Annotated in this window: 16 protein-coding genes, 2 pseudogenes, 1 riboswitch and 1 other annotated feature; of the genes and pseudogenes, 13 read left to right on the top strand and 5 right to left on the bottom strand. The window is 43.9% G+C overall.

Translation table 11 applies throughout. The annotated features are described in order from the left end of the window. Window positions 1-273 precede the first annotated feature (273 nt). The 3 genes from DQQ01_RS16250 to rsmA are packed head-to-tail and all read left to right on the top strand — an operon-like array spanning window position 274 to window position 3,874. Complete coding sequence (locus DQQ01_RS16250; RefSeq protein ID WP_242980482.1) at window positions 274-1,818, top strand: tetratricopeptide repeat protein; 1,545 nt, start codon at window positions 274-276, stop codon at window positions 1,816-1,818. Then, complete coding sequence (locus DQQ01_RS16255) at window positions 1,778-2,986, top strand: hypothetical protein (RefSeq protein WP_242980483.1); 1,209 nt, start codon at window positions 1,778-1,780, stop codon at window positions 2,984-2,986. Before DQQ01_RS16250 ends, DQQ01_RS16255 begins: the two co-directional genes overlap by 41 nt. A 15-nt stretch (window positions 2,987-3,001) precedes the next feature. Further along, window positions 3,002-3,874 (top strand): 16S rRNA (adenine(1518)-N(6)/adenine(1519)-N(6))-dimethyltransferase RsmA, encoded by an 873-nt coding sequence (rsmA, locus tag DQQ01_RS01495; protein ID WP_111917877.1) that lies wholly within the window; start codon window positions 3,002-3,004, stop codon window positions 3,872-3,874. 211 nt (window positions 3,875-4,085) lie between these two features. Here rsmA and DQQ01_RS01500 read toward each other — a convergent pair whose 3' ends face one another. Next, window positions 4,086-5,264 carry an ROK family transcriptional regulator gene (locus DQQ01_RS01500; RefSeq protein WP_111917878.1) on the bottom strand — a complete coding sequence of 393 codons (1,179 nt, stop codon included), beginning with the start codon at window positions 5,262-5,264 and terminating at the stop codon, window positions 4,086-4,088. A gap of 215 nt (window positions 5,265-5,479) precedes the next feature. Here DQQ01_RS01500 and DQQ01_RS01505 point away from each other — a divergent pair, with 215 nt between their 5' ends. Then, window positions 5,480-6,382, top strand: coding sequence for a DUF1002 domain-containing protein (locus DQQ01_RS01505; protein WP_111917879.1), 903 nt, complete (start codon window positions 5,480-5,482; stop codon window positions 6,380-6,382). 132 nt (window positions 6,383-6,514) lie between these two features. Here DQQ01_RS01505 and DQQ01_RS01510 read toward each other — a convergent pair whose 3' ends face one another. The 4 genes from DQQ01_RS01510 to DQQ01_RS01525 all read right to left on the bottom strand — a co-directional run bounded on the left by DQQ01_RS01510 (window position 6,515) and on the right by DQQ01_RS01525 (window position 9,996). Next, entirely contained in the window at window positions 6,515-7,600 is a 1,086-nt protein-coding gene (locus DQQ01_RS01510) for a transposase (RefSeq protein WP_111917880.1), read from the bottom strand. Between the two features lie 278 nt (window positions 7,601-7,878). Further along, window positions 7,879-8,202 (bottom strand): DUF3825 domain-containing protein, encoded by a 324-nt coding sequence (locus tag DQQ01_RS18335; RefSeq protein WP_111917881.1) that lies wholly within the window; start codon window positions 8,200-8,202, stop codon window positions 7,879-7,881. A 37-nt stretch (window positions 8,203-8,239) separates the two neighbouring features. Beyond that, window positions 8,240-9,298, bottom strand: a complete 1,059-nt coding sequence (locus DQQ01_RS01520; RefSeq protein WP_111917882.1) for a PTS sugar transporter subunit IIC — start codon at window positions 9,296-9,298, stop codon at window positions 8,240-8,242. Continuing rightward, window positions 9,295-9,996: a S1 RNA-binding domain-containing protein gene (locus DQQ01_RS01525; protein WP_111917883.1), complete on the bottom strand. Its 702-nt coding sequence runs from the start codon at window positions 9,994-9,996 to the stop codon at window positions 9,295-9,297. Before DQQ01_RS01525 ends, DQQ01_RS01520 begins: the two co-directional genes overlap by 4 nt. 103 nt (window positions 9,997-10,099) lie before the next feature. On the opposite strand from DQQ01_RS01525, the pseudogene DQQ01_RS17980 reads away from it, so the two are divergent. The 9 genes and pseudogenes from DQQ01_RS17980 to rpoC all read left to right on the top strand — a co-directional run bounded on the left by DQQ01_RS17980 (window position 10,100) and on the right by rpoC (window position 24,833). Further along, window positions 10,100-11,764: pseudogene (locus tag DQQ01_RS17980) on the top strand (putative manganese-dependent inorganic diphosphatase). A 24-nt stretch (window positions 11,765-11,788) separates the two neighbouring features. Further along, window positions 11,789-12,382 carry a flavin reductase family protein gene (locus DQQ01_RS01535; protein ID WP_111917884.1) on the top strand — a complete coding sequence of 198 codons (594 nt, stop codon included), beginning with the start codon at window positions 11,789-11,791 and terminating at the stop codon, window positions 12,380-12,382. A gap of 36 nt (window positions 12,383-12,418) precedes the next feature. Next, window positions 12,419-12,892, top strand: coding sequence for a shikimate kinase (locus DQQ01_RS01540; protein WP_111920791.1), 474 nt, complete (start codon window positions 12,419-12,421; stop codon window positions 12,890-12,892). 221 nt (window positions 12,893-13,113) lie between these two features. Then, window positions 13,114-14,406 carry a UDP-N-acetylglucosamine 1-carboxyvinyltransferase gene (locus tag DQQ01_RS01545; RefSeq protein ID WP_111917885.1) on the top strand — a complete coding sequence of 431 codons (1,293 nt, stop codon included), beginning with the start codon at window positions 13,114-13,116 and terminating at the stop codon, window positions 14,404-14,406. 63 nt (window positions 14,407-14,469) lie between these two features. Continuing rightward, a riboswitch (SAM riboswitch) is annotated at window positions 14,470-14,568 on the top strand. Window positions 14,569-14,672: 104 nt separating this feature from the next. Then, window positions 14,673-15,860, top strand: coding sequence for a methionine adenosyltransferase (gene metK / locus DQQ01_RS01550; protein ID WP_111917886.1), 1,188 nt, complete (start codon window positions 14,673-14,675; stop codon window positions 15,858-15,860). Window positions 15,861-15,894: 34 nt separating this feature from the next. Further along, window positions 15,895-16,036, top strand: a sequence feature (ribosomal protein L10 leader region). 38 nt (window positions 16,037-16,074) lie between these two features. Continuing rightward, window positions 16,075-16,560, top strand: a complete 486-nt coding sequence (gene rplJ / locus DQQ01_RS01555; protein WP_111917887.1) for a 50S ribosomal protein L10 — start codon at window positions 16,075-16,077, stop codon at window positions 16,558-16,560. Between the two features lie 77 nt (window positions 16,561-16,637). Next, window positions 16,638-17,012 carry a 50S ribosomal protein L7/L12 gene (rplL, locus tag DQQ01_RS01560; protein WP_111917888.1) on the top strand — a complete coding sequence of 125 codons (375 nt, stop codon included), beginning with the start codon at window positions 16,638-16,640 and terminating at the stop codon, window positions 17,010-17,012. Window positions 17,013-17,264: 252 nt separating this feature from the next. Then, window positions 17,265-21,119, top strand: a pseudogene (gene rpoB / locus DQQ01_RS01565) (DNA-directed RNA polymerase subunit beta). Window positions 21,120-21,137: 18 nt separating this feature from the next. Beyond that, complete coding sequence (gene rpoC, locus DQQ01_RS01570) at window positions 21,138-24,833, top strand: DNA-directed RNA polymerase subunit beta' (RefSeq protein WP_111917889.1); 3,696 nt, start codon at window positions 21,138-21,140, stop codon at window positions 24,831-24,833. The last annotated feature ends 20 nt before the right edge of the window (window positions 24,834-24,853 follow it).

The following is a 24,853-nucleotide window of genomic DNA, read 5'->3' on the forward strand; positions in this document are numbered from 1 at the left end:
AAATTTTTCCTATCTGAATATGTTCTCCATATTCAAAGTAGAGAGGCGGCTCAAAATACGCAGAGCCTTTGAGTATAGATGTTTTATACTGTGAAAGCTAACACTTTATTCACTTATAATTGCACAATCCTTTTCGAATCTCCCAATCATTTACTTTGACATCTATATCCCAGTATGATAAACTAAAATCAATTATGGAATCTTATACCCTCAACAACAATTATAGATAAGAATACATATTTGAAACTATATACCAATCAAGAAGTTACAGAGGTGAAAAAATTGGACAAAAACGAGTACAGGGCAAAACTTGATGAAATTAATGACCTGGTAGACAGACAGGACTACAAGGGCGCCCTCAAAATTGTTGATACCATTGACTGGAGAAGAGTACGCAGCGCCAGAACCTTGTGTATGGTGGGTGAAATCTACGAGGCAAACAAACGGTATGAGGACAGCCGGAAGCTGCTTCTTCTCGCGCACCAGAGAGCGCCTATTGGAAAAACAGTTCTGTACAGACTGGTGGAGCTTTCTATTAAAATGGGGAATTTTGACGAGGCTGTGGACTATTACAAGCGGTTTGTGGAAGTATCTCCAAATGACAACAGCCGTTACATTCTGAAATATAAAATTTACAGAGCAAAACGTTCCCCTATTGAAGAACAGATTTCCATATTGCAGGAATATAAGGACAGAGAATATACGGAACGCTGGGCTTACGAGCTGGCAAGGCTGTATGCAAAGGCCGGAATGAAGGAAGCGTGTGTGGAAGAATGTGATGATCTGATTTTGTGGTTCAGTGAAGGCAGATATGTGAATAAAGCAATGGAATTAAAGATGAAATTTGCGCCACTGACAGCGTCACAGAAGGAGAAATACGAAAGCCGTTTTAAGAGTATATCAGCAGGAAGAACTGCTGCGGAACCAAAACCGACAAAGACGGAGAAACCGGACATTACAGCAAATGCATTTAACAGCAGCCAGGATAAGGAAATTGAAGAAATCTTAAAGAGCATTACCATAGGAGATATGAGCAGTCCGGCGCCTACATCTGAGAAGCAGCCGGAGTATATGCCTCAATCTGATGCAAAACCGCAGCAGCCGGAAGATTTGCAGGATAAGGTTGCCCAGGGTCTGCGCGATGTTTTCCAGGGAAATGCAGATGAAGAGGTAATTGCTGCAACCTGTGAGCCGGAAAAGAACGCTGCGCCTCAAAAGGGTGATTATATTGTAAAAGATTTAGAACCTGAGGATATTCACGGGCAGTCAGGCTTTAAGCCGTTCCATGTAGGCGGCGCTATGACAATGGAGGTTAAGGCAGAAGCGCCGAAATCTCAGATGTTTACACCAAAAAGTGAGGATTCAGAAGCTTTCAGAACCGATACAAAAAATCTGGAATTTGATTTGGAAGCGCTTCTGGCAGAAACAGCAAATGAGTTGGCTCAGGCAGTAGCAGAAGAAACAGAGTCTGAAAGCAAAGAGGAAGTACAGGAAGAGGCTGCGGGTACAGAAGAAGTTTCAGAAGAAACAGAGTCTGAAGCAGAAGATACGGATGCATTCCAGGCAGGACTGGAAGCTGTAGCAAATGCTTTTGCACCAGAGGAAACGGTAGAAGAAGATGTGAAGGAAACCGCGCAGGATACCGGATTACCTGCACCGGCAGCTGCAAGAGCAGCTATTGTGGCAGACAATTTAAGAGCAGCGCTTTCTGAAAAGGCAGAAGAAATTGATGCGCTGGCAGCAGAAAAAATGGAATCGGCGGTTGTGGAAGCTGAAGTTGTGGAAGAGAAAAACAGCGGATACAGACGAGGCGCCTGAGGCGGAAATCGCTGAAACAGAGCCGGAGGCAGCCGAAGTTTCCGATACAGCAGAAACCGAAAGTCCGGAAGCAGAAGACGTAGTCGATGTGGAAGAGAATTTAGAGGAAACAGGGGAGTTTCCGGTAGACGAACTGGCAGAAGAGCTTGTAAATACGGTTGAAACAGAGGATGCAGAGGCTGTTGATCTGCAGGTTCCGGAAGGCGCTACAAAGGAAATTCCGGTAGAAGCAGTAAAAGAGAAGCTGGGAGAGGTTGATTTCTCAGAAGTTCTGGCACAGGAGCTGGAGGATATAGCAGAGCCGCAGAAGGAGGATTCTCATATTAAACGTGTGACTGCATCTGTAGAAGCTGATACACAGCACAGCGCACATGCGTTCCAGACTGCGGTTGAGGGTCTGATGCGTCATCACCTTACAGAAGAGGAACACAGACGTCTGTTTACTTATTTTGCACCGATTCCGGGCATGAGTCAGCAGATTAACGAAGCTTTGGATACAGCACAGGAATCTGCATGTGCAAAGACCTCCTGTACAGGAAATATCATTGTGACAGGAAGGGAAGGATCCGGAAAGACTCGTCTTTCCGAAGGCCTGATTAAAGCACTTTGCAAGGAGCGGCAGATGGAGGGTGCGAGAGTTGCATTCCTGACTGCAGAACAGTTGAATAAAAAAGACCCGGCAGCAGTGGTAAATACCCTTGCAGGGGGATTTCTGGCAGTGGAAAATGCAGGAAAATTAAGCAGCCAGACCATAGAAAACCTGTCAAAGGCAATGGAATTTAAGACCAATCGTCTGACCGTGATTCTGGAGGATTTAAAACCGGGTATTCGTGCTTTGGAGGCAGATTATCCTGAGTTCATGAAGAAATTTGATTCCCGCATCGTGATTCCGGTGTTTACCAATGACGAGTTGGTTTCCTTTGCAAAAACTTATGCAAAGGAACTGGGATATAAGATTGACGACATGGCAGTACTTGCCCTGTATACGTTGATTGGTGACAATCAGAATGAGGAAAATCCGGTAACCATTGGCACTGTACGGGAAATGATGGACGAAGCCATTAAGAGAGCGTCAAAAAAAGGCAGAAGACCCGGCAAGAGAGTGGGGAAACGCCATCTGGACGAAAGCGGCAGAATTATGCTGTATGAAAAAGACTTTGATGTTTAAACAGGAGGAAACAAAATGACAGCCCCTTATCTGGGAAATCCAAAGAAAACCATAGAGGTTCTTCAAAAATATGATTTTGTTTTTCAGAAAAAATTCGGGCAGAATTTCCTCATTGATACCCATGTATTGGATAAAATTGTAAATGCTGCAAGGATTACAAAAGAAGACTTTGTTCTGGAGATTGGTCCTGGTATCGGGACCATGACCCAGTATCTTGCCAGCGCGGCGAGAGAGGTCTTTGCAGTAGAGATTGACAGGGCATTGATTCCTATTCTGGAAGATACCCTGCAGGATTACGAAAACGTAACCATTCTCAATGAAGATATATTAAAGGTAGATATCAGAAAGCTGGCAGAGGAGCGCAACGGCGGAAGGCCAATAAAAGTTGTGGCGAATCTGCCCTATTATATTACAACGCCGATTATCATGGGATTGTTTGAGGGAGAAGTGCCTATTGACTCCATTACGGTTATGGTGCAGAAGGAAGTGGCAGACCGCATGCAGGTAGGGCCGGGAACAAAGGATTATGGCGCCCTGTCTTTGGCTGTGCAGTATTACGCAGAGCCGTATATTGTAGCAAATGTACCGCCAAACTGTTTTATGCCAAGACCGAAGGTGGGAAGTGCGGTGATACGCCTTACAAGACATGAAACCCCTCCGGTTGATGTGAAGGATACAAAGCTGATGTTTCGGATTATCCGGGCGTCTTTTAACCAGAGGAGAAAAACACTGGCAAATGGTTTGAAGAATTCACCGGAAATTTCCTTTACAAAGGAAGAAATCCAAAATGCCATAGCAGCCTGCAGATTTCCGGAGGGTGTTCGGGGAGAAGCTCTGAGTTTGGAAGATTTTGCGGCTCTTACCAATGAGTTTTCAAAAATAAAATAAATACAATAACGGAAAAGCCACCGCAGTTTTCTGCGATGGCTTTCTTCTATAAATATTAAAGGAAGGAGAGCCGACTCTTGCGAGTCGACATATGAAAAAGAAAATATAAAAATAATGTGCTTTGTATTATTTTTATGATATTAGTATATCCTTTAAATATGTTCAAATCGTGTTGAAGTTGTGAAGAAATCATGAACGAAATTCAAAAGTTTTATGAATGTTCAGGATTCTCCAAATCAGCAGAAAGTGTCTGAATCTGCAGGTGCTCAATATCCAGAAAATGTTCGATACAGACACGGATTCCGCCGATTAGACAGGAAATATCCTGGAGTCGGGAAGCAAGGATTTTGCAGTCCCTGTTTTGGTGGCAGCGAAGGTATTCTGCAATCCGGGAATTGATATCCGGGATACAGTTGGAGAAAAAGCTGTTCAGTACAATCAGGTCTGTATTAAAGGTATTTACAATGTTATTCATACCAATTGCCATGTATTTGACAAACAGATTTATCATTTCTATGGCTTCTGGGCGTTTTTGCTGGTAATCTTTTAAAAATTCTTCTGTATTGACATGGGATTGACCGATTTTGCGTGCATACTCCTCTAAGATAGCCCGTTCAGAAGCATATTGTTCCAGGCAGCCTTCATTTCCACAGGCGCAGGGCTTTCCGTCTGGAAAGAGAATGGTATGTCCCAGTTCCCCGGCATATCCGTCCTGTCCCTTATAAAGTTTTCCGTTGACTAAAATTCCCATACCGATGCCATCGTGGACATTGATGTGTATCATATTTTGATATCCACAGCGAAAGGCAGATTCTCCAAGCACAGAAAAGTTGGATTCATTTTCCGAAAAAACCGGAATCTGAAATCTTCCGGAAAGCAGTTCACTCAGATTTGGCGCAGGAAGAGGATAGTAAGGAGTGAAAACAATACGGTTTTTATGCACAACACCGTAAATACCAATACCTATTCCTACAATGCCGTAAGGACTTTCTTTGCAGTTTTCCATATGTTCAGAAATAATGTGTTCCAACAGAGGAAGCAGGTTCGCTTCAGGAGAGAAGGGAAATTCCTTTACCCGGCAGTTCTCCCCTTTTAAATCTGTTATCAGGGTGATAATCTGGTGCGGGCGCACGTCTATGGCAAGAACCTGACCGCAGCTTTGATGGAATTTCAGTAAAATAGGTTTTCTTCCCATGGCAGTCTGGGCGCTTCCGATTTCCTGAACCAGATTTTTGTCCAGCAGTTCCTGCACAATGTTGGAAATGGTAGCCTTTGTAAGCTGCAAATGCTTTGCTAAATCTGCTCTGGAAACAGGGGGATTGTTTACAATGTATTCTAAAACCAGCCGTCGGTTGGTGTTTCTTATCATTTCCTGGTTGGCAATGGGCATGACAGCAGTTCTCCTTTGCATAAAAATTTTATCTGTTTCTATCATACACGGTTTAAAGGAGAGGGGCAAGAGGGATTTGTTTAAAGGGTAAACAAAAAGATTTAAGGAATATTAGGAAAGTCTTTAGATAAACTTTAGATGTTTCTCATAGCACTTTGTGCTATAATGAGGTGGAAATTTGAAACAAAGAGTTTTGAAAAACAGGAGATAGAGATATGAAGAAAAAAGGAATTGCGTTACTGTTGACAGGGCTTATGATAGCAGCAACCCCATTTTCTGTCTATGCAGACCGGGAAGATGCAAAGCTGAATGTGCCTTATGTTTCCCTTGGTGCGGATTTGAACACAACGGAGCGTGCTGCAGTGTTGCATTTTCTGGGAGTGACAGAGGAGGAACTGAAGGAGTATACTGTGGCGACAGTGACAAATAAAGACGAGCATGATTATCTGGATTCTTATCTGGATAAGAGCGTTATTGGTTCAAGGGCGCTGTCTTCTGTGCTGGTAGAAGGGAAGAAGGACGGAAACGGCATTAATGTTACTACGAAGAATATTACCTACTGTACTCCGGGAATGTATGAAAACGCCCTGGCAACAGCAGGAATTAAGGACGCGGATATTATTGTAGCAGGCCCTTTTGAGATTTCCGGTACAGCCGCGCTGGTAGGCGCCATTAAATCCTACGAAAATATGACCGGGGAAACTGTGAAGACGGAAAATGTGGAAACAGCTACAAATGAGCTTGTGATTACCGGGCAGGTGGCAGAGAGCGTAGGAGATACAGAGAAAGCGGAGCAGCTCATCGGCGCGGTGAAAGAACAGGTGGTAGACGGCCAGGCAGTGACAGCAGAGGAAATCGGCGAAGTAGTAGACCAGGCAGCCGAGGAGCTGAGTATTCAGCTTTCTGAAGAAGACCGTCAGGCGATTGTGAAGCTTATGGAAAAAATAGACGGTCTGAATCTGGATGTGGAAACTTTGAAGGAACAGGCAAAGGATTTGTACGGAAAAATTGAGGATTTGGGACTGAAGCTGGATATTAACAAGGAAGAGGTGGAAGGCTTTTTCCAGAAGATTATCAATGCCATTAAGGAATTTTTTGCGGGGCTGACAGAAGGGTAATACAAGTTAAGAGTTTTATAATTGCTTGACATAAATAAAATGGGAGATGAAAAACATCTCCCTTAAAATTTGTTGTAATGGTAAGTTATAACTGGAAACTATAAATGAGCAAATATTGAAATTTGCACAAAACTACCCTACCAGTTTCAAAACAGCTTCAAGTGACGCGCCATTTTTTATGAACTGGTGCAGATTACCGATTCGCTCTGTTTTGACTTGATCTTGAAAATACCGGTATCCTTCCTCGAAGGTATTGTATTTCCCAGAATGCATACAGCACATGTAATGAACCAATGACATGATCAGCCAATACCGCTCGATTCCCTGCCGTGAGCGGATCTGACATTTGTCCAGCGCAAGTTTGTTTTTGCTCTGACGGAAAAATAATTCGATTGGCCACCGTTCTGTATATGTGTCAAGGATTTCCTGTGTGGATATTCCGGCATTTGTGGATATAAATACCCTCAGCGATTTCGGATTTCCAAAAGCTTCCCGGGGATAGCTGATAATAACCACCGCGTTTGGAATATCATTGAGTTCTCCTTCGTAGCGATACACATAGAATTCACGGCCGCCAACGGTCACAAGGCTGACAGCACGGTCTGTTTTTCTCAAATGAAGGGCAAACTCACTGACTTTCTGGCGGATTCCGCATGGATAGATGACCCGGTTGGTCTTCAGCGCTCCAATCGTATAAAATCCTTTCCGGATAAAACTCTCCATTACCTTTACGGAGGTATACCAGCTGTCGCATAGGAAATAGGAAATCACCGGTGCCACAGGAAGTTCATCCGCAATCTCCTGGACAATCTGTATCTTTGACTTTGATTTGTCATACAGGATGTCGGCATAATTCAGTATGAGCCCATTACAGGAAAGCATGACAGAAACAATCTGATGCCCATAATCCTGACAGCCCTTTAAATGGGATTGATGAAAGTACGCCGCTTCAATTGGATGCCCGGCCTGTAACGAAGGCCTGGTATGCGAAGCAATCGTATCATCCACAATACAGAAAACAGGCTGTCCTGAGCGTTGCGCTTCCAGATAAATAACCTGTATGACGGCATTTTTCAAAGTATCCTGGAGAGCGGAATCATTCCACTTGCCGTGGTTCAGGAAATAGGCGGTTGTGGTTCTATGCTGGTTACTTACTTCGGCGAAATCTACAGTTTTCCCCCTGTAACCACGGAGGAAAACGGAAACAATGATAGTCATCAGATGGTTTAGGTACACATCGGATAAAAATAAGCCGAGTTTTAAGGTTTTAAAGTAATTGTAAATACTGTTAGAATGATGTATACTGTTTGCAACGGGCACCCCCTTGTTGTTTGAGTATGTTGTTTGTTGGTACTTCAATTATACATCATTCAACAGCGGGTGTCTTTATTTTGTGCAATATTTGGTATTTACTCATTTATAGCTGGAAAAATAACAAAAGTTTTAAAATGTAATTGTAAATTATTATTTATTGAATAAACGATATCGTATTTAATCTATTTTGTCAAGGGCATTTTGGATAGAATCATTTCCAGGCAATTTTCATAAACGAGTTCTTTGACGTTGTCACAGTAATCAGCAAGTGGTGGAAGCATAGAAAAATTAGTTGTGAAAAATTTATCCGTTTCCTTAAAAAATCCATTGAAGAACCAAGGTTGTTTTCCTTTGACGGTGTTTCGGGCAAATATAGCAACGATTTCCTGATTGTATATAGTCAATAATCCTGTGTTCATACATCGGAATTTTTTGTCAGGAGAAAGGATAAATTTATTTTCTTCATCAATCCTGTTGTAAGTAAATTGAATATAATTTCTTAAAATGCGATAAGGGTCAGAGTTTTGGACTTTCTTTTATTTCTCACATCTCAAGTTTCATATCCCCGTCTTTTATCATATGCAGCTTCCGCATACCCTGAGCGATTCCCAGTGTCAGCACTCCTGGCAGTACAAAGTGCAGAAGTACGATTTTCACCATAACAACCGCAGGCTCTTCCTGGGCGGTCATGGTCTGGAAAGTGGAAATCTGTCCCAGTAATGCCATACTGCCAATTCCGGCTCCTGCAGCTGTGTTGTTCATTTTGGCAATCAGTGTGCTGACCGGTCCCAGAATCGCACTGGAGAGAAGGACAGGCAGCCAGATAAGGGGTCTTTTCAGAATGTTTGGAAGTTCTAAAAGGGGAGTGCCAAGCCCCAGGGACAGAAGACCTCCCACGCCGTTTTCCTTATATCCGGCAATGGCAAAGCCCACCATACTGCAGCAGCAGCCCACAGTAGCAGCGCCTGCGGCAAGACCGGTAAGATGCAAGGTGATTGCCAGCGCTGCAGCGTTTAGTGGCAGGGTGATGAAAATACACATCAGCAGGGATATGGTCATACCCATGAGAAAAGGCTTTTGCTGCGCTGCCCAGTTTACTGCATTTCCCAGATATTCCATGCCATGACTTAGAGGGATTCCTGCCCAAATGCCTACAAGAGAGCCGCCCAGGATTCCGGCAGCAGGGGCAAGTACAAGGTCAGAACGGATTCTGCCCTCTATAAGGCGTACCAGTTCAATGGCGGCAAAAGCTGCGAAAAAAGCCCCCAGAGGCTCTGTTTTTTCAGCAAGAGAAGAGATTCCCTCTGTCTGAAAAAGCGCTCCGGAAGCAAATTCTTTGGCAAAGGCTCCCACAGTCCCTGCAATGGCAGCAGAAAGAGCGGCAAGAGAGCTTTCCTCCAGGCGGCAGGCCATACCAATGCCAATGCCTGCTCCGGTAAGAGCAATGGCAAGCTGTCCCAGGTGAAGCAAAAACGCTGCCACTTGCCCGTCTAAAAGACCGGAAATCTGACAAAGCCCGGTTCCCAGTACCAGTGTGGTAAACAGCCCGTATGCCATACCGCTAAAACCTTCAATAAAAAAGCGATTTAATATTCTTTTCATAATTTCAGATTCTTAAATAAGGATCCAAGGGAAGTAGAGATTTCTTCACTTTCCGGTAATTCGTAATCCGGTTCTTCATCCTTTTCTTCCGGAATTTCGATTAAAGCTTTCATGCTCAGGCTGATTTTGCCGTCTTCGTTTTTAATAACTTTTGCTGTTACCGTATCCCCAATGCGTAACACGGCTTTTGGAGATTTGATTCTCTTTTCGGAAATCTGAGAAATATGTACCAGACCGGAAATGCCATCTCCCAAATCTACAAATGCACCGTAGGTCTGCAGGGATTCTACCTTTCCTTCTACAATGCTGCCCACCTGAATGCTGTTGATTTTTTTCAGTTTTTCGGCATCGGCTTTTTCCTTTAAGATTTCTCTGGCAGAGAGAATCAGACGGTTTTCCTGCTCATCTACTTCAAACACGCGGACAGTCAGAGTCTTTTTCAGATAATCTTCCGGGTCTTCCACATAAGTAAGAGCAAGCTTGGATACAGGGATGAAAGCACGGATTCCCTCTACATACGCAATGACACCGCCTTTTACGATTCCTTCTACTGTAACCTCAAATTCTGTTTTATCTTCTTTCATCTGCTCCAGTTTGTCCCAGATAAGCATATCGTCATCTCTGAAATCAGAGAAGGACGCATTGATTTCGTCCATGAAATCTTCCATGGTTTCCTGTTTTTTCATTTCTTCTGACATTTTAGTACCTCCCAATTTTCAGTTTGCGTCCAGTATAACACAATTGCCCATTGATTTAGAAGTGTGTTACTATAAAATCATCATAACCCGAAAGGAAAAAAATATGGCGAAACAGGGGAAAATATATATTATAGGACACAAAAATCCGGATACAGATTCGATTTGCTCTGCTATTGCGTATGCAGATATTAAGAATCGCCTGAATAACGGATACAGATATTCGGCAAAGCGCGCAGGACAGATAAATGAAGAAACAGAGTATGTGCTGAAAAAATTCGGTGTAGAAGCGCCGGGATATCTTTCTGATGTGGGAACTCAGGTGAAAGACATGGAAATTCGAGAAACACCGGGGGTTCCGAACAACATTTCTATTAAAGATGCCTGGGCAATTATGAAGGAGAGCAGCGCAGTAACGCTTCCCATTACAAAGGAAGACGGACAGTTGGAAGGGCTGATTACTACAGGGGATATTGCGAAATCTTATATGGATGCCCATGACAATTACTTCCTTTCCAATGCCAGAACTCAATACAGAAGTATTGCAAATACGGTGGACGGCACAGTGGTAACAGGAAATTCCCACGGTTATTTTGTACAGGGTAAGGTGGTTATCGGTGCCAGCCCACCCGGACAAGCTGGGAGAATTTCTGGAAGAAGACGATTTGGTCATTCTGGGGGACAGACATGAAGATCATTTGTGTGCCATTGAGCAGAACGTAAGCTGTATGATTGTGTGCAATCACGCAGAGGTGGCAGAGGATATTAAAATCGCAGCAGAGCGAAACCAGTGTGTGATTATTCAGTCTTCTCTGGACACCTTTACAGTAGCGCGTCTGATTAATCAGAGTATTCCGGTAAAGCATATTATGAAAAAAGAATAATCTGATTACCTTCCAGACTGATGACTTTACAGACCATATTAAGGATATCATGGTGCCAGAACCGGCCACCAGAGCCTTTCCTGTGGTAAATAAACCATGGAAAATACATAGGAACGGTTTCCCGCCGTAATTTGCTGGGAATGAAGAAGAAACAGTTGATTCTGGTTGACCATAATGAAAAAACACAGGCAGTAGACAATATCGACGCCGCAGAGGTGCTGGAAATCATTGACCACCACAGACTCGGCTCTCTGGAAACCCTGCAGCCCATTATGTTCCGCAATCAGCCTGTGGGCTGTACAGCAACTATTATGTATCAGATGTATACAGAAAAGGCGCTGGAAATCAGTCCGGCCATAGCAGGACTTTTGTGTTCTGCCATTATTTCTGATACGCTGATGTTCCGTTCTCCTACCTGCACTTCTTCGGATAAAATGGCAGCAGGAGCGCTGGCTCTGATTGCAGGGATTAACATTGAGGAGCATGCAAAGGAAATGTTTACAGCAGGCAGCAACCTGAAAGGAAAGACCACAGAGGTTATCTTCTATCAGGATTTCAAACGTTTTACCTCTGATAAGCTGAATTTCGGCGTGGGACAGATAAGCTCCATGAACGCAGAGGAGCTGGAAGATTTAAAGCAGCGGCTGATTCCTTTCATGGAGCATGAATGTGGAAAGAACGGAATTTCTATGGTCTTTTTCATGCTTACCAATATTTTAGAGGAATCCTCTGAAGTTATTTGTTACGGAGAGGGAAGTTGCCGTCTGGTAGAGGAATCCTTTGATGTAAAAGAATGTCAGGGAGGCTATGTGCTTCCGGGGGTAGTTTCCAGGAAGAAACAGTTGATTCCTGCTTTTATCGGAACCCTGCAGCAGAATAATAATTAGGAATGGTTTGAAAAGGAGATTGAAATGGCAAAAGCAGAGTGGAAGCCCGGAAATATGCTGTATCCGCTGCCGGTGGTAATGGTCAGTGTGGCAGACGAGGAAGGGCATGACAATATTATCACAGTTGCATGGGCGGGAACCGTCTGTACCAATCCTCCCATGGTGTCTATTTCTGTAAGACCGGAGCGTTATTCTTATCAGATGCTTCTGGATACCAGAGAATTTGTGATCAACCTGACAACGGAAAAGCTGGCCTTTGCCACAGATTACTGCGGTGTAAAGTCAGGAAGAGAGGTAGATAAGTTTAAAGAACTGCATCTGACCCGTGAAAAGGCAAGTCATGTGGGTGTTCCCATGATTGGTGAAGCGCCGGTGTCTATTGAGTGCCGGGTGCGGGAAATTCAGGAATATGGCAGTCACAGCGTTTTTACTGCAGATGTGCTGGCTGTGCATGTGGATACTGCATACATGGATGAAAAAGGCAAGTTTGACTTGGCTTTGGCAAATCCTATTGTTTATTCCCATGGGGAATATTACGGACTGGGAAAAAAGCTGGGAACCTTTGGATATAGCATTAAGAAAAAGAGAAAGAAAAAACAGCCGAAAAAGAAGGGGTGAGATACTGTGAATAAACAGAATGTGGTGCTAATCGGCATGCCGGGTGTGGGGAAAAGTACGGTAGGTGTGATTCTGGCAAAGGTGCTGGGCTATGAATTTGTAGATTCAGACCTGCTGATTCAGAAGGCAGAGAAAAGACTGCTGCGGGAAATCATTGCCCAGGAAGGACAGGCGGGATTTCTCAAAATCGAAAATCGAGTGAATGCTTCTATTGATATGGAAAAAACAGTGATTGCCACAGGCGGAAGCGTGGTGTACTGCACAGAGGCCATGGAGCATTTGAAGAAAATCGGTACAGTGGTGTATTTGAAGCTGGACTATGAAATTTTGAAAAAAAGACTGGGGAATTTGAGATGCAGAGGTGTGGTTCTGCGAAAGGGACAGACCTTAAAAGACCTGTATGATGAGAGAACGCCTCTATATGAGAAATACGCAGATATTGTTGTTGATGAGAAAAATCTGAATATTGAAGAAACTTTACAGAAAATATTGGAAAATCTGGAAAAATAATAGAGAATATCTCTGGGAAAATGGGCAGAAGACGCTGAAAGTGTTAATTTTTATTTACAAATGCGCTTATCTGTTATAATATAATGGTTAAGCCATAAAATAATAACAACCTATTTTGAAATACAGACTTTGATTCGGATATGGCTTTTTCTATAGATTTAACAGAATAATTTGAAAATATCAATACTGCAAAGGTGCAGTCAATAATAAGAGGTGCGTATATGGAACAGTATGTTATCAAAGGTGGCAACCCGTTAGTCGGCGAAGTGGAGATTGGCGGTGCAAAAAATGCAGCGCTTGCCATTCTGGCAGCAGCGATTATGACAGATGAAACGGTACACATTGAAAACTTACCCGATGTTCGAGATATTAATGTTTTATTGGAAGCTATCAGAGAAATTGGTGCAACCGTTGACCGTATCGGTCCCACAGAAGTAAAGATTGCAGGGGCTACTATTGGAAATGTCAGCGTAGAATATGAATATATCAAGAAAATAAGAGCGTCTTATTATCTTTTGGGCGCTTTGTTAGGCAAATATAAAAACGCGGAGGTTCCCCTTCCCGGCGGCTGTAACATCGGAAGTCGTCCCATTGACCAGCATTTAAAGGGCTTCCGTGCGCTTGGTGCGTCTGTAGATATTATTCACGGCGCAGTTGTGGCAAAGGCTGACCATCTCACTGGGAAGCATATTTTCCTGGATATGGTGTCTGTAGGCGCTACCATTAATATTATGATGGCAGCTGCTATGGCAGAAGGAAATACAACCATCGAGAATGCAGCCAGAGAGCCTCATGTGGTTGATGTGGCAAACTTTTTGAACAGCATGGGTGCAAATATCAAGGGTGCAGGAACAGACGTTATCCGTATTAAGGGTGTGGACAAGCTTCATGGAACCACATACTCCATTATTCCTGACCAGATTGAAGCAGGTACCTTTATGTGCGCGGCAGCGGCAACCATGGGTGATATTATGGTGAAGAATGTAATTCCAAAGCATCTGGAAGCAACCACTGCCAAATTAGAAGAAATCGGCTGTCAGGTGGAAGAATTTGACGATGCCGTGCGTGTAGTGGCAAATAAGCGTCTGAAACGCACAAATGTAAAGACCATGCCGTATCCCGGCTATCCCACAGATATGCAGCCTCAGTTTGCTGTAGCGCTGGTGCTGGCAGAGGGGACAAGCATTGTAACAGAAAGTATTTTTGAGAATCGTTTCAAATATGCGGACGAGCTGGCAAGAATGGGCGCAAACATTAAGGTAGAAGGAAATACCGCAATTATTGACGGTGTGGAGAAGCTTACCGGAGCCAGAGTCAGCGCGCCGGATCTGCGAGCAGGTGCAGCCTTGGTTATTGCAGGACTTGCTTCTGAAGGCATTACCATTGTGGACGATATTGTATATATCCAGAGAGGCTATGAGAGATTCGAGGAGAAGCTCAGAAGCCTTGGGGCAGAGATTGAGAAGGTATCCAGTGAAAAGGAATTGAAGAAGTTTCAACTGCGGGTGGGATAAATAAGACTTGACTTACCGCGAAAAAGCCTGTATTGTAGTATTGCAACTGAATATTTATATTTTCTCTTATTCAGAGTGATGGAGTTACATAGGAACTGTGAAGTCACGGCAACCCCGCCAAGCGGAAGGTGCCAACCTGAGCGAGTAGTCGAACAATAAGAGGATTCATATTACGAATATACATGAGTCCGCTTAGGTGGGCTCATTTTTGCGTGAAGCCCCCAGGCAGGAGAAAATATACATACAAAGAAAAGGAGAATTCATACATGGAAAAAAGATTGTTTACATCTGAATCAGTAACAGAAGGCCATCCGGATAAAATGTGCGACGCCATTTCTGATGCCATTTTGGACGCACTTATGGAAAAAGACCCAATGAGCCGTGTAGCCTGTGAAACAGCAACCACAACCGGTATGGTAATGGTAATGGGTGAAATCACAACAAACGCTTATGTGGATATTCCGAAAATTGTAAGAGATACAGTTCGTGAAATCGGATACACAAGAGCAAAATACGGTTTTGATGCAGATACCTGCGGTGTTATTACAACCATTGACGAGCAGTCAGCAGATATTGCACTGGGCGTAGACAAAGCTCTGGAGGCAAAAGAAAACAAAATGTCAGAGGAAGAGCTGGACGCGATCGGAGCCGGTGACCAGGGCATGATGTTTGGATTTGCAACAGATGAAACAGAGGAATATATGCCGTACCCAATCGCTCTGGCGCACAGACTGGCTTTACAGCTTACAAAAGTTCGCAAGGACGGAACGCTGACTTATTTAAGACCGGACGGAAAAACACAGGTAACGGTAGAATATGATGAAAATGACAGACCGGTACGTCTGGACGCAGTAGTTCTTTCTACACAGCACGACCCGGAAGTGACTCAGGAGCAGATTCACGAGGATATTAAGAAACACGTATTTGATGTGATTCTTCCGCAGGAAATGGTAGATGAAAATACAAAATTCTTTATCAATCCTACAGGACGCTTCGTCATCGGCGGACCTCACGGAGATAGCGGTCTGACAGGACGTAAGATCATTGTAGATACCTACGGCGGATATGCCCGTCACGGCGGCGGCGCTTTCTCTGGTAAGGACTGCACAAAGGTAGACCGTTCTGCAGCGTATGCAGCCCGTTATGTGGCAAAAAATATTGTAGCAGCAGGTCTGGCAAAGAAATGTGAAATTCAGCTTTCTTACGCAATCGGTGTGGCACACCCGACCTCTGTTATGGTGGATACTTTTGGAACAGGTAAGCTTTCTGATAACCGTCTGGTGGAAATCATTCGTGAAAATTTTGATTTAAGACCGGCCGGTATTATCAAAATGCTTGACCTTCGCCGTCCGATTTACAAACAGACAGCAGCTTATGGACATTTCGGAAGAAATGATTTGAATCTGCCTTGGGAAAAACTGGATAAGGTTGAAGAGTTGAAAAAATATTTATAAAAAACAGTTGACAATCCTCTGTTTTTGTGATAGTTTATCAGAGGAATAGCTGCCGAAGACAGCAGGTGCCGTAAGGCATAAGGATAAAAACGCCTGCCGAGGAAAGATTCATTCTTGATATATAAGATTGACTTTGAACCTCTTTGTCTTGTGCAAAGAGGTTTTCTTGATTTTGAGCAGCGCAGCCTAAAAAAATAAGGAGGTGCAATCATTCATGGCAAAAGTAGAACTTAAAAAACCTGTCGTAGAAGAGATTTCCAACAGCATTAAAGATGCAGCAGCAGTAGTTTTAGTAAACTACAAAGGTATCAATGTTGAACAGGATACACAGATGCGTAAGGAATTAAGAGAAGCTGGAGTTGTTTACAAAGTTTACAAAAACACAATGATGAACTTTGCATTCAAAGGAACAGCTTGCGAAGAATTATGCCAGCATTTAGAAGGAACAAATGCTTTAGCTGTATGTGCAGAAGATGCAACAGCTCCTGCAAGAATCCTTGCTAAATACGCAAAAACAGTTCCTACACTGGAATTAGTAGCAGGTGTTGTAGAAGACGCTTACTATGATAAGGCAGGAATCGAAGCACTTTCCCAGGTTCCTTCAAGAGAAGAACTTCTTGGAAAATTGCTTGGAAGTATCCAGTCACCTATTACAAACTTCGCTCGTGTGCTTAACCAGATTGCTGAACAGCAGGCTTAATAAGCAGTTTTAGTGGAGTGACCGCCCAGAGGGCAAAACAAATCATATAATAAATGAAAAATTGGAGGTAAATAATAATGGCAAAATTAACAACAGCTGAATTTATTGAAGCTATCAAAGAATTATCCGTATTAGAATTAAACGAATTAGTAAAAGCTTGTGAAGAAGAATTTGGTGTATCTGCAGCAGCAGGTGTTGTAGTAGCAGCAGCAGGCGGAGCAGCAGAAGCAGCAGAAGAAAAAGATGAGTTCGACGTAGAATTAACAGAAGTTGGACCAAACAAAGTTAAAGTTATCAAAATCGTTCGTGAAGCTACAGGCTTAGGCTTAAAAGAAGCTAAAGAAGTAGTTGACGGAGCTCCTAAGGTTCTGAAAGAAGCTGCATCTAAAGCAGAAGCTGAAGAAATCAAAACTAAACTGGAAGCAGAAGGCGCTAAAGTTACTCTTAAATAATTTAAGTGTTCTGAATATTTCCGAGAGAATAGAACTGCCGCATATGGTGATGCAAATCATCGGTGCGGCAGTTTTTTTATTACATAGGAAAGTGCGTCCTATGTAATAAAAAATATGTCCCGGAAATCTATTGACATTCTTGACAAAGCATGATATAGTGAGAAATGCACTATTATGGCAAGTTATGCCTAGAAGTCTATAAAAAGACTTCAGCATTAATTTAAATTAAAACATACAAGGGGTGAAACGTCAATGGAGAAAAACAGAATCCGTTCCGTAACTAATGGTAAGGCAATGAGAATGTCATACCAGCGCCAGAAAGAGGTACTGGAAATGCCAAACCTCATCGAGGTTCAGAAAGATTCTTACCAGTGGTTTCTGGACGAAGGTTTAAATGAGGTTTTTGAAGACATCTCTCCAATCGCAGACTATAGCGGTAAATTGAGCTTGGAATTTGTTGGCTTTACTTTGTGTGAAGATGAAAAGAAATATTCCATCGAGCAGTGTAAGGAAAGAGATGCAACATATGCAGCGCCTTTGAAAGTAAAGGTGAGATTACACAACAAAGAAAACGGTGAAATTGCCACACATGAGATTTTCATGGGTGATTTGCCACTGATGACAGCAACCGGTACGTTTGTTATTAACGGTGCTGAACGTGTTATCGTCAGCCAGTTAGTACGTTCACCGGGAATTTATTATGCAATCGCACACGACAAACTGGGCAAAACCCTGTATTCCTCTACTGTTATCCCGAACAGGGGCGCATGGCTGGAATATGAAACCGACTCCAATGACGTATTCTATGTGCGTGTAGACAGAACCAGAAAAGTCCCTATTACTGTTTTGATTCGTGCGCTTGGTATTGGCACGAATGCAGAAATCATAGATTTATTCGGCGAAGAACCAAAGATTTTAGCCAGCTTTACAAAGGATACTTCTGAAAGCTATCAGGAAGGTCTGCTGGAATTATACAAAAAGATTCGACCGGGCGAACCTCTGGCAGTGGAAAGCGCAGAGAGTCTGATTACAAGCATGTTCTTTGATCCACGTCGTTACGATCTGGCAAAAGTGGGACGTTACAAATTTAATAAGAAATTACTCCTTCGTAATCGTATTGCAGGGCAGATGCTTGCTGAAGAGGTCGTGGACGTAACAACAGGCGAAATTATCGCCGAAGCCGGTACTGTTGTATCAAAGGAACTGGCTGACCAGATTCAGAACGCTGCTGTTCCATATGTATGGATTCAGGGCGAAGAGCGTAACATCAAGGTGCTTTCCAGCATGGCAGTGGATATCAGAAGCCATGTGGACTTAAGCGAAGAGGAATTAAAAGAACTGGGTGTTACAGAATTAGTATATTATCCGGTGCTTGCAAAGATTCTGGAAGAAAACGAAGAGCTGGAAGATATCAAAGATGCAATCAAGAGAGAGATTCATGAATTGATTCCAAAGCACATTACAAAGGAAGATATTCTGGCATCTATATTAACTACAACATGCATCTGGAATATGGTCTTGGAACAGATGATGACATTGACCACTTGGGAAACAGACGTATCCGAGCAGTTGGTGAACTTTTGCAGAACCAGTACAGAATCGGTCTTTCCAGACTGGAGAGAGTGGTTCGTGAGAGAATGACTACACAGGACTTAGACGGTATTTCACCGCAGTCCCTGATTAATATCAAACCGGTAACTGCAGCTGTGAAGGAATTCTTCGGTTCTTCCCAGTTATCTCAGTTCATGGACCAGAACAATCCGCTGGGTGAGCTGACTCACAAAAGACGTCTGTCCGCACTTGGACCAGGTGGTCTGTCCCGTGACCGTGCGGGATTCGAGGTACGAGATGTTCACTATTCCCATTACGGAAGAATGTGTCCTATCGAAACACCTGAAGGTCCGAATATCGGTCTGATTAACTCACTGGCTTCCTATGCAAGAATCAATGAATATGGTTTTGTAGAGGCGCCTTACAGAAAGATTGATAAAACAGATAAAAAAGAATCCTCGCGTTACCGATGAGGTTGTTTACATGACAGCAGACGAAGAGGATAATTACCATGTAGCACAGGCGAATGAGCCGCTGGACGAAGAAGGACACTTCATTCACAAGAATGTATCCGGTCGTTACAGAGAAGAAACACAGGAATATGAACGTCAGATGTTTGATTACATGGACGTATCTCCGAAGATGGTGTTCTCCGTTGCGACGGCATTAATTCCGTTCCTGCAGAACGACGATGCTAACCGTGCGCTCATGGGATCTAACATGCAGCGTCAGGCTGTGCCGCTTCTGACTACAGATGCGCCGGTTGTTGGTACAGGTATGGAGTCCAAGGCAGCCGTTGACTCCGGTGTGTGCGTGCTTGCAGATAAAGCAGGTACAGTAGAATGTGCTGCATCAAAAGAGATTATTATAAAAAATGATGATGGTACAAAATCTGTTTACCATCTGACAAAATTCATGAGAAGTAACCAGAGCAACTGCTACAACCAAAGACCGATTGTGTTTAAGGGAGAGCATGTAGAAGCCGGACAGGTGATTGCAGACGGTCCGTCTACCTCAAACGGTGAGCTGGCGCTTGGTAAGAACCCGTTAATCGGATTCATGACCTGGGAAGGTTACAATTACGAGGATGCCGTTCTTTTGAGCGAAAGACTGGTTATGGACGATGTATATACATCTATTCATATTGAAGAGTATGAAGCAGAAGCAAGGGATACGAAGCTGGGACCGGAAGAAATCACAAGAGATGTTCCGGGCGTCGGCGATGATGCATTAAAGGATCTGGACGAAAGAGGTATTATCCGTATTGGTGCAGAGGTTCGTGCCGGAGATATTCTGGTTGGTAAAGTTACTCCAAAGGGAGAAACAGAGTTGACTGCAGAGGAAAGACTGCTTCGTGCAATCTTTGGCGAAAAGGCAAGAGAAGTGCGTGATACTTCCCTGAAGGTACCTCACGGAGAATACGGTATTGTTGTAGATGCAAAGGTATTTACAAGAGAAAACGGCGACGAACTGTCACCGGGCGTAAACCAGGCGGTACGCATTTATATTGCACAGAAGAGAAAAATCTCTGTTGGTGATAAAATGGCTGGTCGTCATGGTAACAAGGGTGTTGTTTCCCGTGTACTTCCGGTAGAAGATATGCCGTTCCTGCCAAATGGCCGTCCTCTGGACATTGTGTTGAACCCTCTGGGCGTACCTTCCCGTATGAATATCGGACAGGTGCTGGAAATTCATTTGAGTCTTGCGGCAAAAGCGCTGGGATTCAATATTGCAACACCGGTATTTGACGGTGCAAACGAAAATGATATTCAGGATACACTGGAGCTTGCAAACGATTATGTAAATATAGAGGATTTTGAAGAGTTCCGTGCAAAATATGAGGATACCTTAAGACCTGAGGTTATGCAGTTCTTAGATGAAAATAAGGCTCACAGAGAGCTTTGGAAGGGTGTTCCGCTATCAAGAGATGGAAAGGTAAGACTGCGTGACGGACGTACAGGTGAATATTTCGACAGTCCGGTAACTATCGGACACATGCACTACCTGAAGCTGCATCACCTGGTAGATGATAAGATTCACGCACGTTCCACTGGTCCATACTCTCTGGTAACACAGCAGCCTCTGGGTGGTAAAGCTCAGTTCGGCGGTCAGCGTTTCGGAGAAATGGAGGTTTGGGCGCTGGAAGCATATGGTGCATCTTATACTCTGCAGGAAATCCTGACCGTAAAATCCGATGATGTTATCGGCCGTGTGAAGACTTATGAGGCAATCATCAAAGGCGATAATATTCCGAAACCGGGTGTTCCGGAATCCTTTAAGGTACTTCTGAAGGAATTACAGTCCCTGGGTCTTGATGTAAGAGTTCTGGGAGAGGACATGCAGGAAGTGGAAATCATGGAAAACGTGGATTACGGCGATACAGACATGCGTTCCATTATCGAAGGCGATTCCAGAGGAAGAGAAGAAGAGGACTACGGCAGCCATGGATTCTCCAAACAGGAGTTTGAGGGAGAAGAACTGGTAGATATTGAAGAAGAAGCTGATGAAGACGATGTATTCTTAGGCTTTGATGAAGATGCTCTTGACGAAGAGTAAGGAGGAAAGGAGTCCACAATGCCAGAAACAGCAAAGAATGAGGTATATAAGCCAATGACCTTTGATGCCATTAAAATCGGACTGGCGTCCCCGGAGAAAATCCGGGAATGGTCTCATGGTGAGGTGAAAAAACCGGAAACCATTAACTATAGAACATTGAAACCGGAAAAGGACGGCCTTTTCTGCGAAAGAATCTTCGGACCGAGCAAGGACTGGGAGTGTCACTGCGGTAAGTACAAGAAGATTCGTTATAAAGGCGTAATCTGCGACAGATGCGGTGTTGAAGTAACAAAAGCAGCTGTCCGCAGAGAGCGTATGGGACATATTGAACTGGCAGCGCCGGTTTCCCATATCTGGTATTTTAAGGGTATTCCTTCCAGAATGGGTCTGATTCTTGACCTGTCCCCAAGAACTCTGGAAAAGGTTCTGTACTTTGCAAACTATATTGTACTGGACGCAGGAACTACAGACCTGCAGTACAAACAGGTATTGACAGAGAGAGAATATCAGGACGCCAGAGAAAAATACGGCGAAGAATTCCGTGTAGGCATGGGTGCAGAAGCGATTCAGGAGCTTCTGGCAGCCATTGACCTGGAAAGAGAATCCAAAGAGTTAAAAGCAGGCTTAAAGGATTCTACAGGACAGAAACGTGCCAGAATCGTAAAACGTCTGGAAGTTGTAGAAGCTTTCCGTGAATCCGGAAACAGACCGGAATGGATGATTATGACCGTTGTTCCGGTTATTCCGCCGGATTTACGTCCAATGGTACAGTTGGACGGAGGCCGTTTTGCAACCTCTGACTTAAATGATCTGTACAGAAGAATTATTAATAGAAACAACCGTCTGAAAAGACTGTTGGAACTGGGCGCACCGGATATTATTGTCCGCAACGAAAAGAGAATGCTGCAGGAAGCAGTTGATGCTCTTATCGACAACGGACGCCGTGGCCGTCCGGTTACAGGTCCTGGAAACAGAGCCCTGAAGTCCCTTTCCGATATGCTGAAAGGTAAATCCGGACGTTTCCGTCAGAACCTGCTTGGTAAACGTGTTGACTACTCAGGACGTTCCGTTATCGTTGTAGGTCCGGAACTGAAAATTTTCCAGTGTGGTCTTCCGAAAGAAATGGCAATCGAATTGTTTAAGCCATTTGTTATGAAAGAACTGGTATCTAACGGTACTGCCCATAATATTAAAAATGCCAAGAAGATGGTAGAAAAGCTGGAACCGGCTGTATGGGACGTACTGGAAGATGTTATTAAAGAACACCCGGTTATGTTAAACCGTGCACCTACTCTGCACAGACTTGGTATTCAGGCATTTGAGCCGATTCTGGTAGAGGGTAAAGCGATTAAGCTGCATCCGCTGGTTTGTACAGCGTTCAACGCAGACTTTGATGGTGACCAGATGGCGGTTCACCTTCCATTGTCTGTAGAAGCACAGGCAGAATGCCGTTTCCTTCTGCTTTCACCAAACAACCTGCTGAAACCGTCTGACGGTGGTCCGGTAGCGGTTCCTTCACAGGATATGGTACTTGGTATCTACTATCTGACTCAGGAAAGACCGGGAAGCAAGGGCGAAGGTAAGGTGTTCAAGAGTGTAAATGAAGCCATTCTGGCATATGAAAACCAGGTGATTACTCTGCAGACGAAGATTTTTATCTACGCAGAGAAGAAAATGGCTGACGGAACTGTTTTAAGAGGAAAAGTGGCATCTACACTGGGACGTCTGCTGTTCAATGAAATCCTTCCTCAGGATTTGGGATTTGTGGACAGAAGCATTCCGGGCAATGAACTGCTTCCGGAAGTGGATTTCCTGGTAGGCAAGAAACAGTTAAAACAGATTCTGGAAAAGGTTATCAATACCCATGGCGCAACTAAGACCGCAGAAGTTCTGGACGCAATCAAGGCAATGGGTTACAAATATTCCACAAGAGCGGCTATGACCGTATCTATTTCTGATATGACCGTGCCGCCTCAGAAACCGGAAATGATTAAACAGGCACAGGATACTGTAGACTTAATTACAAAGAACTTTAAACGTGGTCTGATTACAGAAGAAGAGCGTTACAAAGAAGTTGTAGATACATGGAAGAAGACGGACGATGCCCTGACAAAGGCTCTGCTTACAGGACTGGATAAGTATAACAACATCTTTATGATGGCAGACTCCGGTGCCCGTGGTTCTGACAAGCAGATTAAACAGCTGGCTGGTATGCGTGGTTTGATGGCAGATACAACCGGTCACACCATCGAGTTGCCTATTAAGTCTAACTTCCGTGAAGGTCTGGACGTACTGGAATACTTTATGTCTGCGCATGGTGCGCGTAAAGGTTTGTCTGATACGGCTCTTCGTACCGCTGACTCCGGTTACCTGACAAGACGTCTGGTTGACGTATCTCAGGAACTGATTGTCCGCGATGTGGACTGCTGTGAAGGTACAGGTGAAATTCCGGGTATGTGGATTAAAGCCTTTACAGACGGAAAAGAAGAAATCGAAAGTCTTCAGGAGCGTATTACAGGACGTTTCTCCTGTGAAACAATTAAAGATAAAGACGGAAATGTTATCGTAAAAGCAAACCATATGATTACGCCAAAACGTGCTGCTAGAGTGGTGACAGAGGGCGTGAATGCAGAAGGTAAACCATACGATACCGTGAAAATCCGTACAATTCTTACCTGTAAGTGTAAGATTGGTGTTTGTGCAAAATGTTACGGCGCTAACATGGCAACCGGTGAGCCGGTACAGGTTGGTGAATCTGTTGGTATTATTGCAGCGCAGTCTATCGGTGAACCTGGTACACAGCTTACCATGCGTACCTTCCATACCGGTGGTGTTGCCGGCGGCGATATCACACAGGGTCTTCCTCGTGTCGAAGAGCTTTTTGAAGCAAGAAAGCCGAAAGGTCTTGCTATCATCACTGAAATCAAGGGTGTTGCAACTCTGAAAGATACAAAGAAGAAACGTGAAATTATTGTTACAGACAATGAGAGCGGTGAGTCCAAGACTTACCTGATTCCATACGGTTCCCGTATTAAAGTACAGGACGGCGATTATCTGGAAGCAGGTGACGAGCTGACAGAAGGTTCTGTAAATCCACACGATATTCTGAGAATCAAAGGTGTTCGTGCGGTACAGGATTACATGATTCGCGAGGTTCAGAGAGTTTACCGCCTTCAGGGTGTAGAAATCAACGATAAGCATATCGAGGTAATTGTTCGTCAGATGCTGAAGAAAATCCGCATCGAGGACAACGGAGATACAGAATTCCTGCCGGGTACACTGGTAGATGTTCTGGACTTTGAAGAAGAAAACCAGAAACTGATTGCAGAGGGTAAAGAGCCGGCAGAGGGACAGCAGGTAATGCTGGGTATCACAAAGGCTTCCCTGGCAACCAATTCCTTCTTATCCGCAGCTTCCTTCCAGGAAACAACCAAGGTTCTTACAGAGGCTGCTATCAAAGGTAAGATTGACCCGCTTATCGGCTTGAAAGAAAATGTTCTTATCGGTAAGCTGATTCCGGCAGGTACAGGTATGAAGACATACGCAAACATTAAGCTGGATACAGATGGCGATGAGGAAGAAGAATACGACGATTTAGACGAGGCAGAAGAGGAAGCACTGGAAGCTGCAGAAGAAACCGTAACAGAAGATGAAGTCTTGGAAGAGGCAGAGCTTTCTGAAGAGGAAGAAGAAGCAGAACTGACAGAAGAATAAAAAGAAGGCACGGAAAACGA

Origin of the sequence: Blautia argi (genome assembly GCF_003287895.1) — a bacterium.
GTDB classification, from domain to species: domain Bacteria; phylum Bacillota; class Clostridia; order Lachnospirales; family Lachnospiraceae; genus Blautia; species Blautia argi.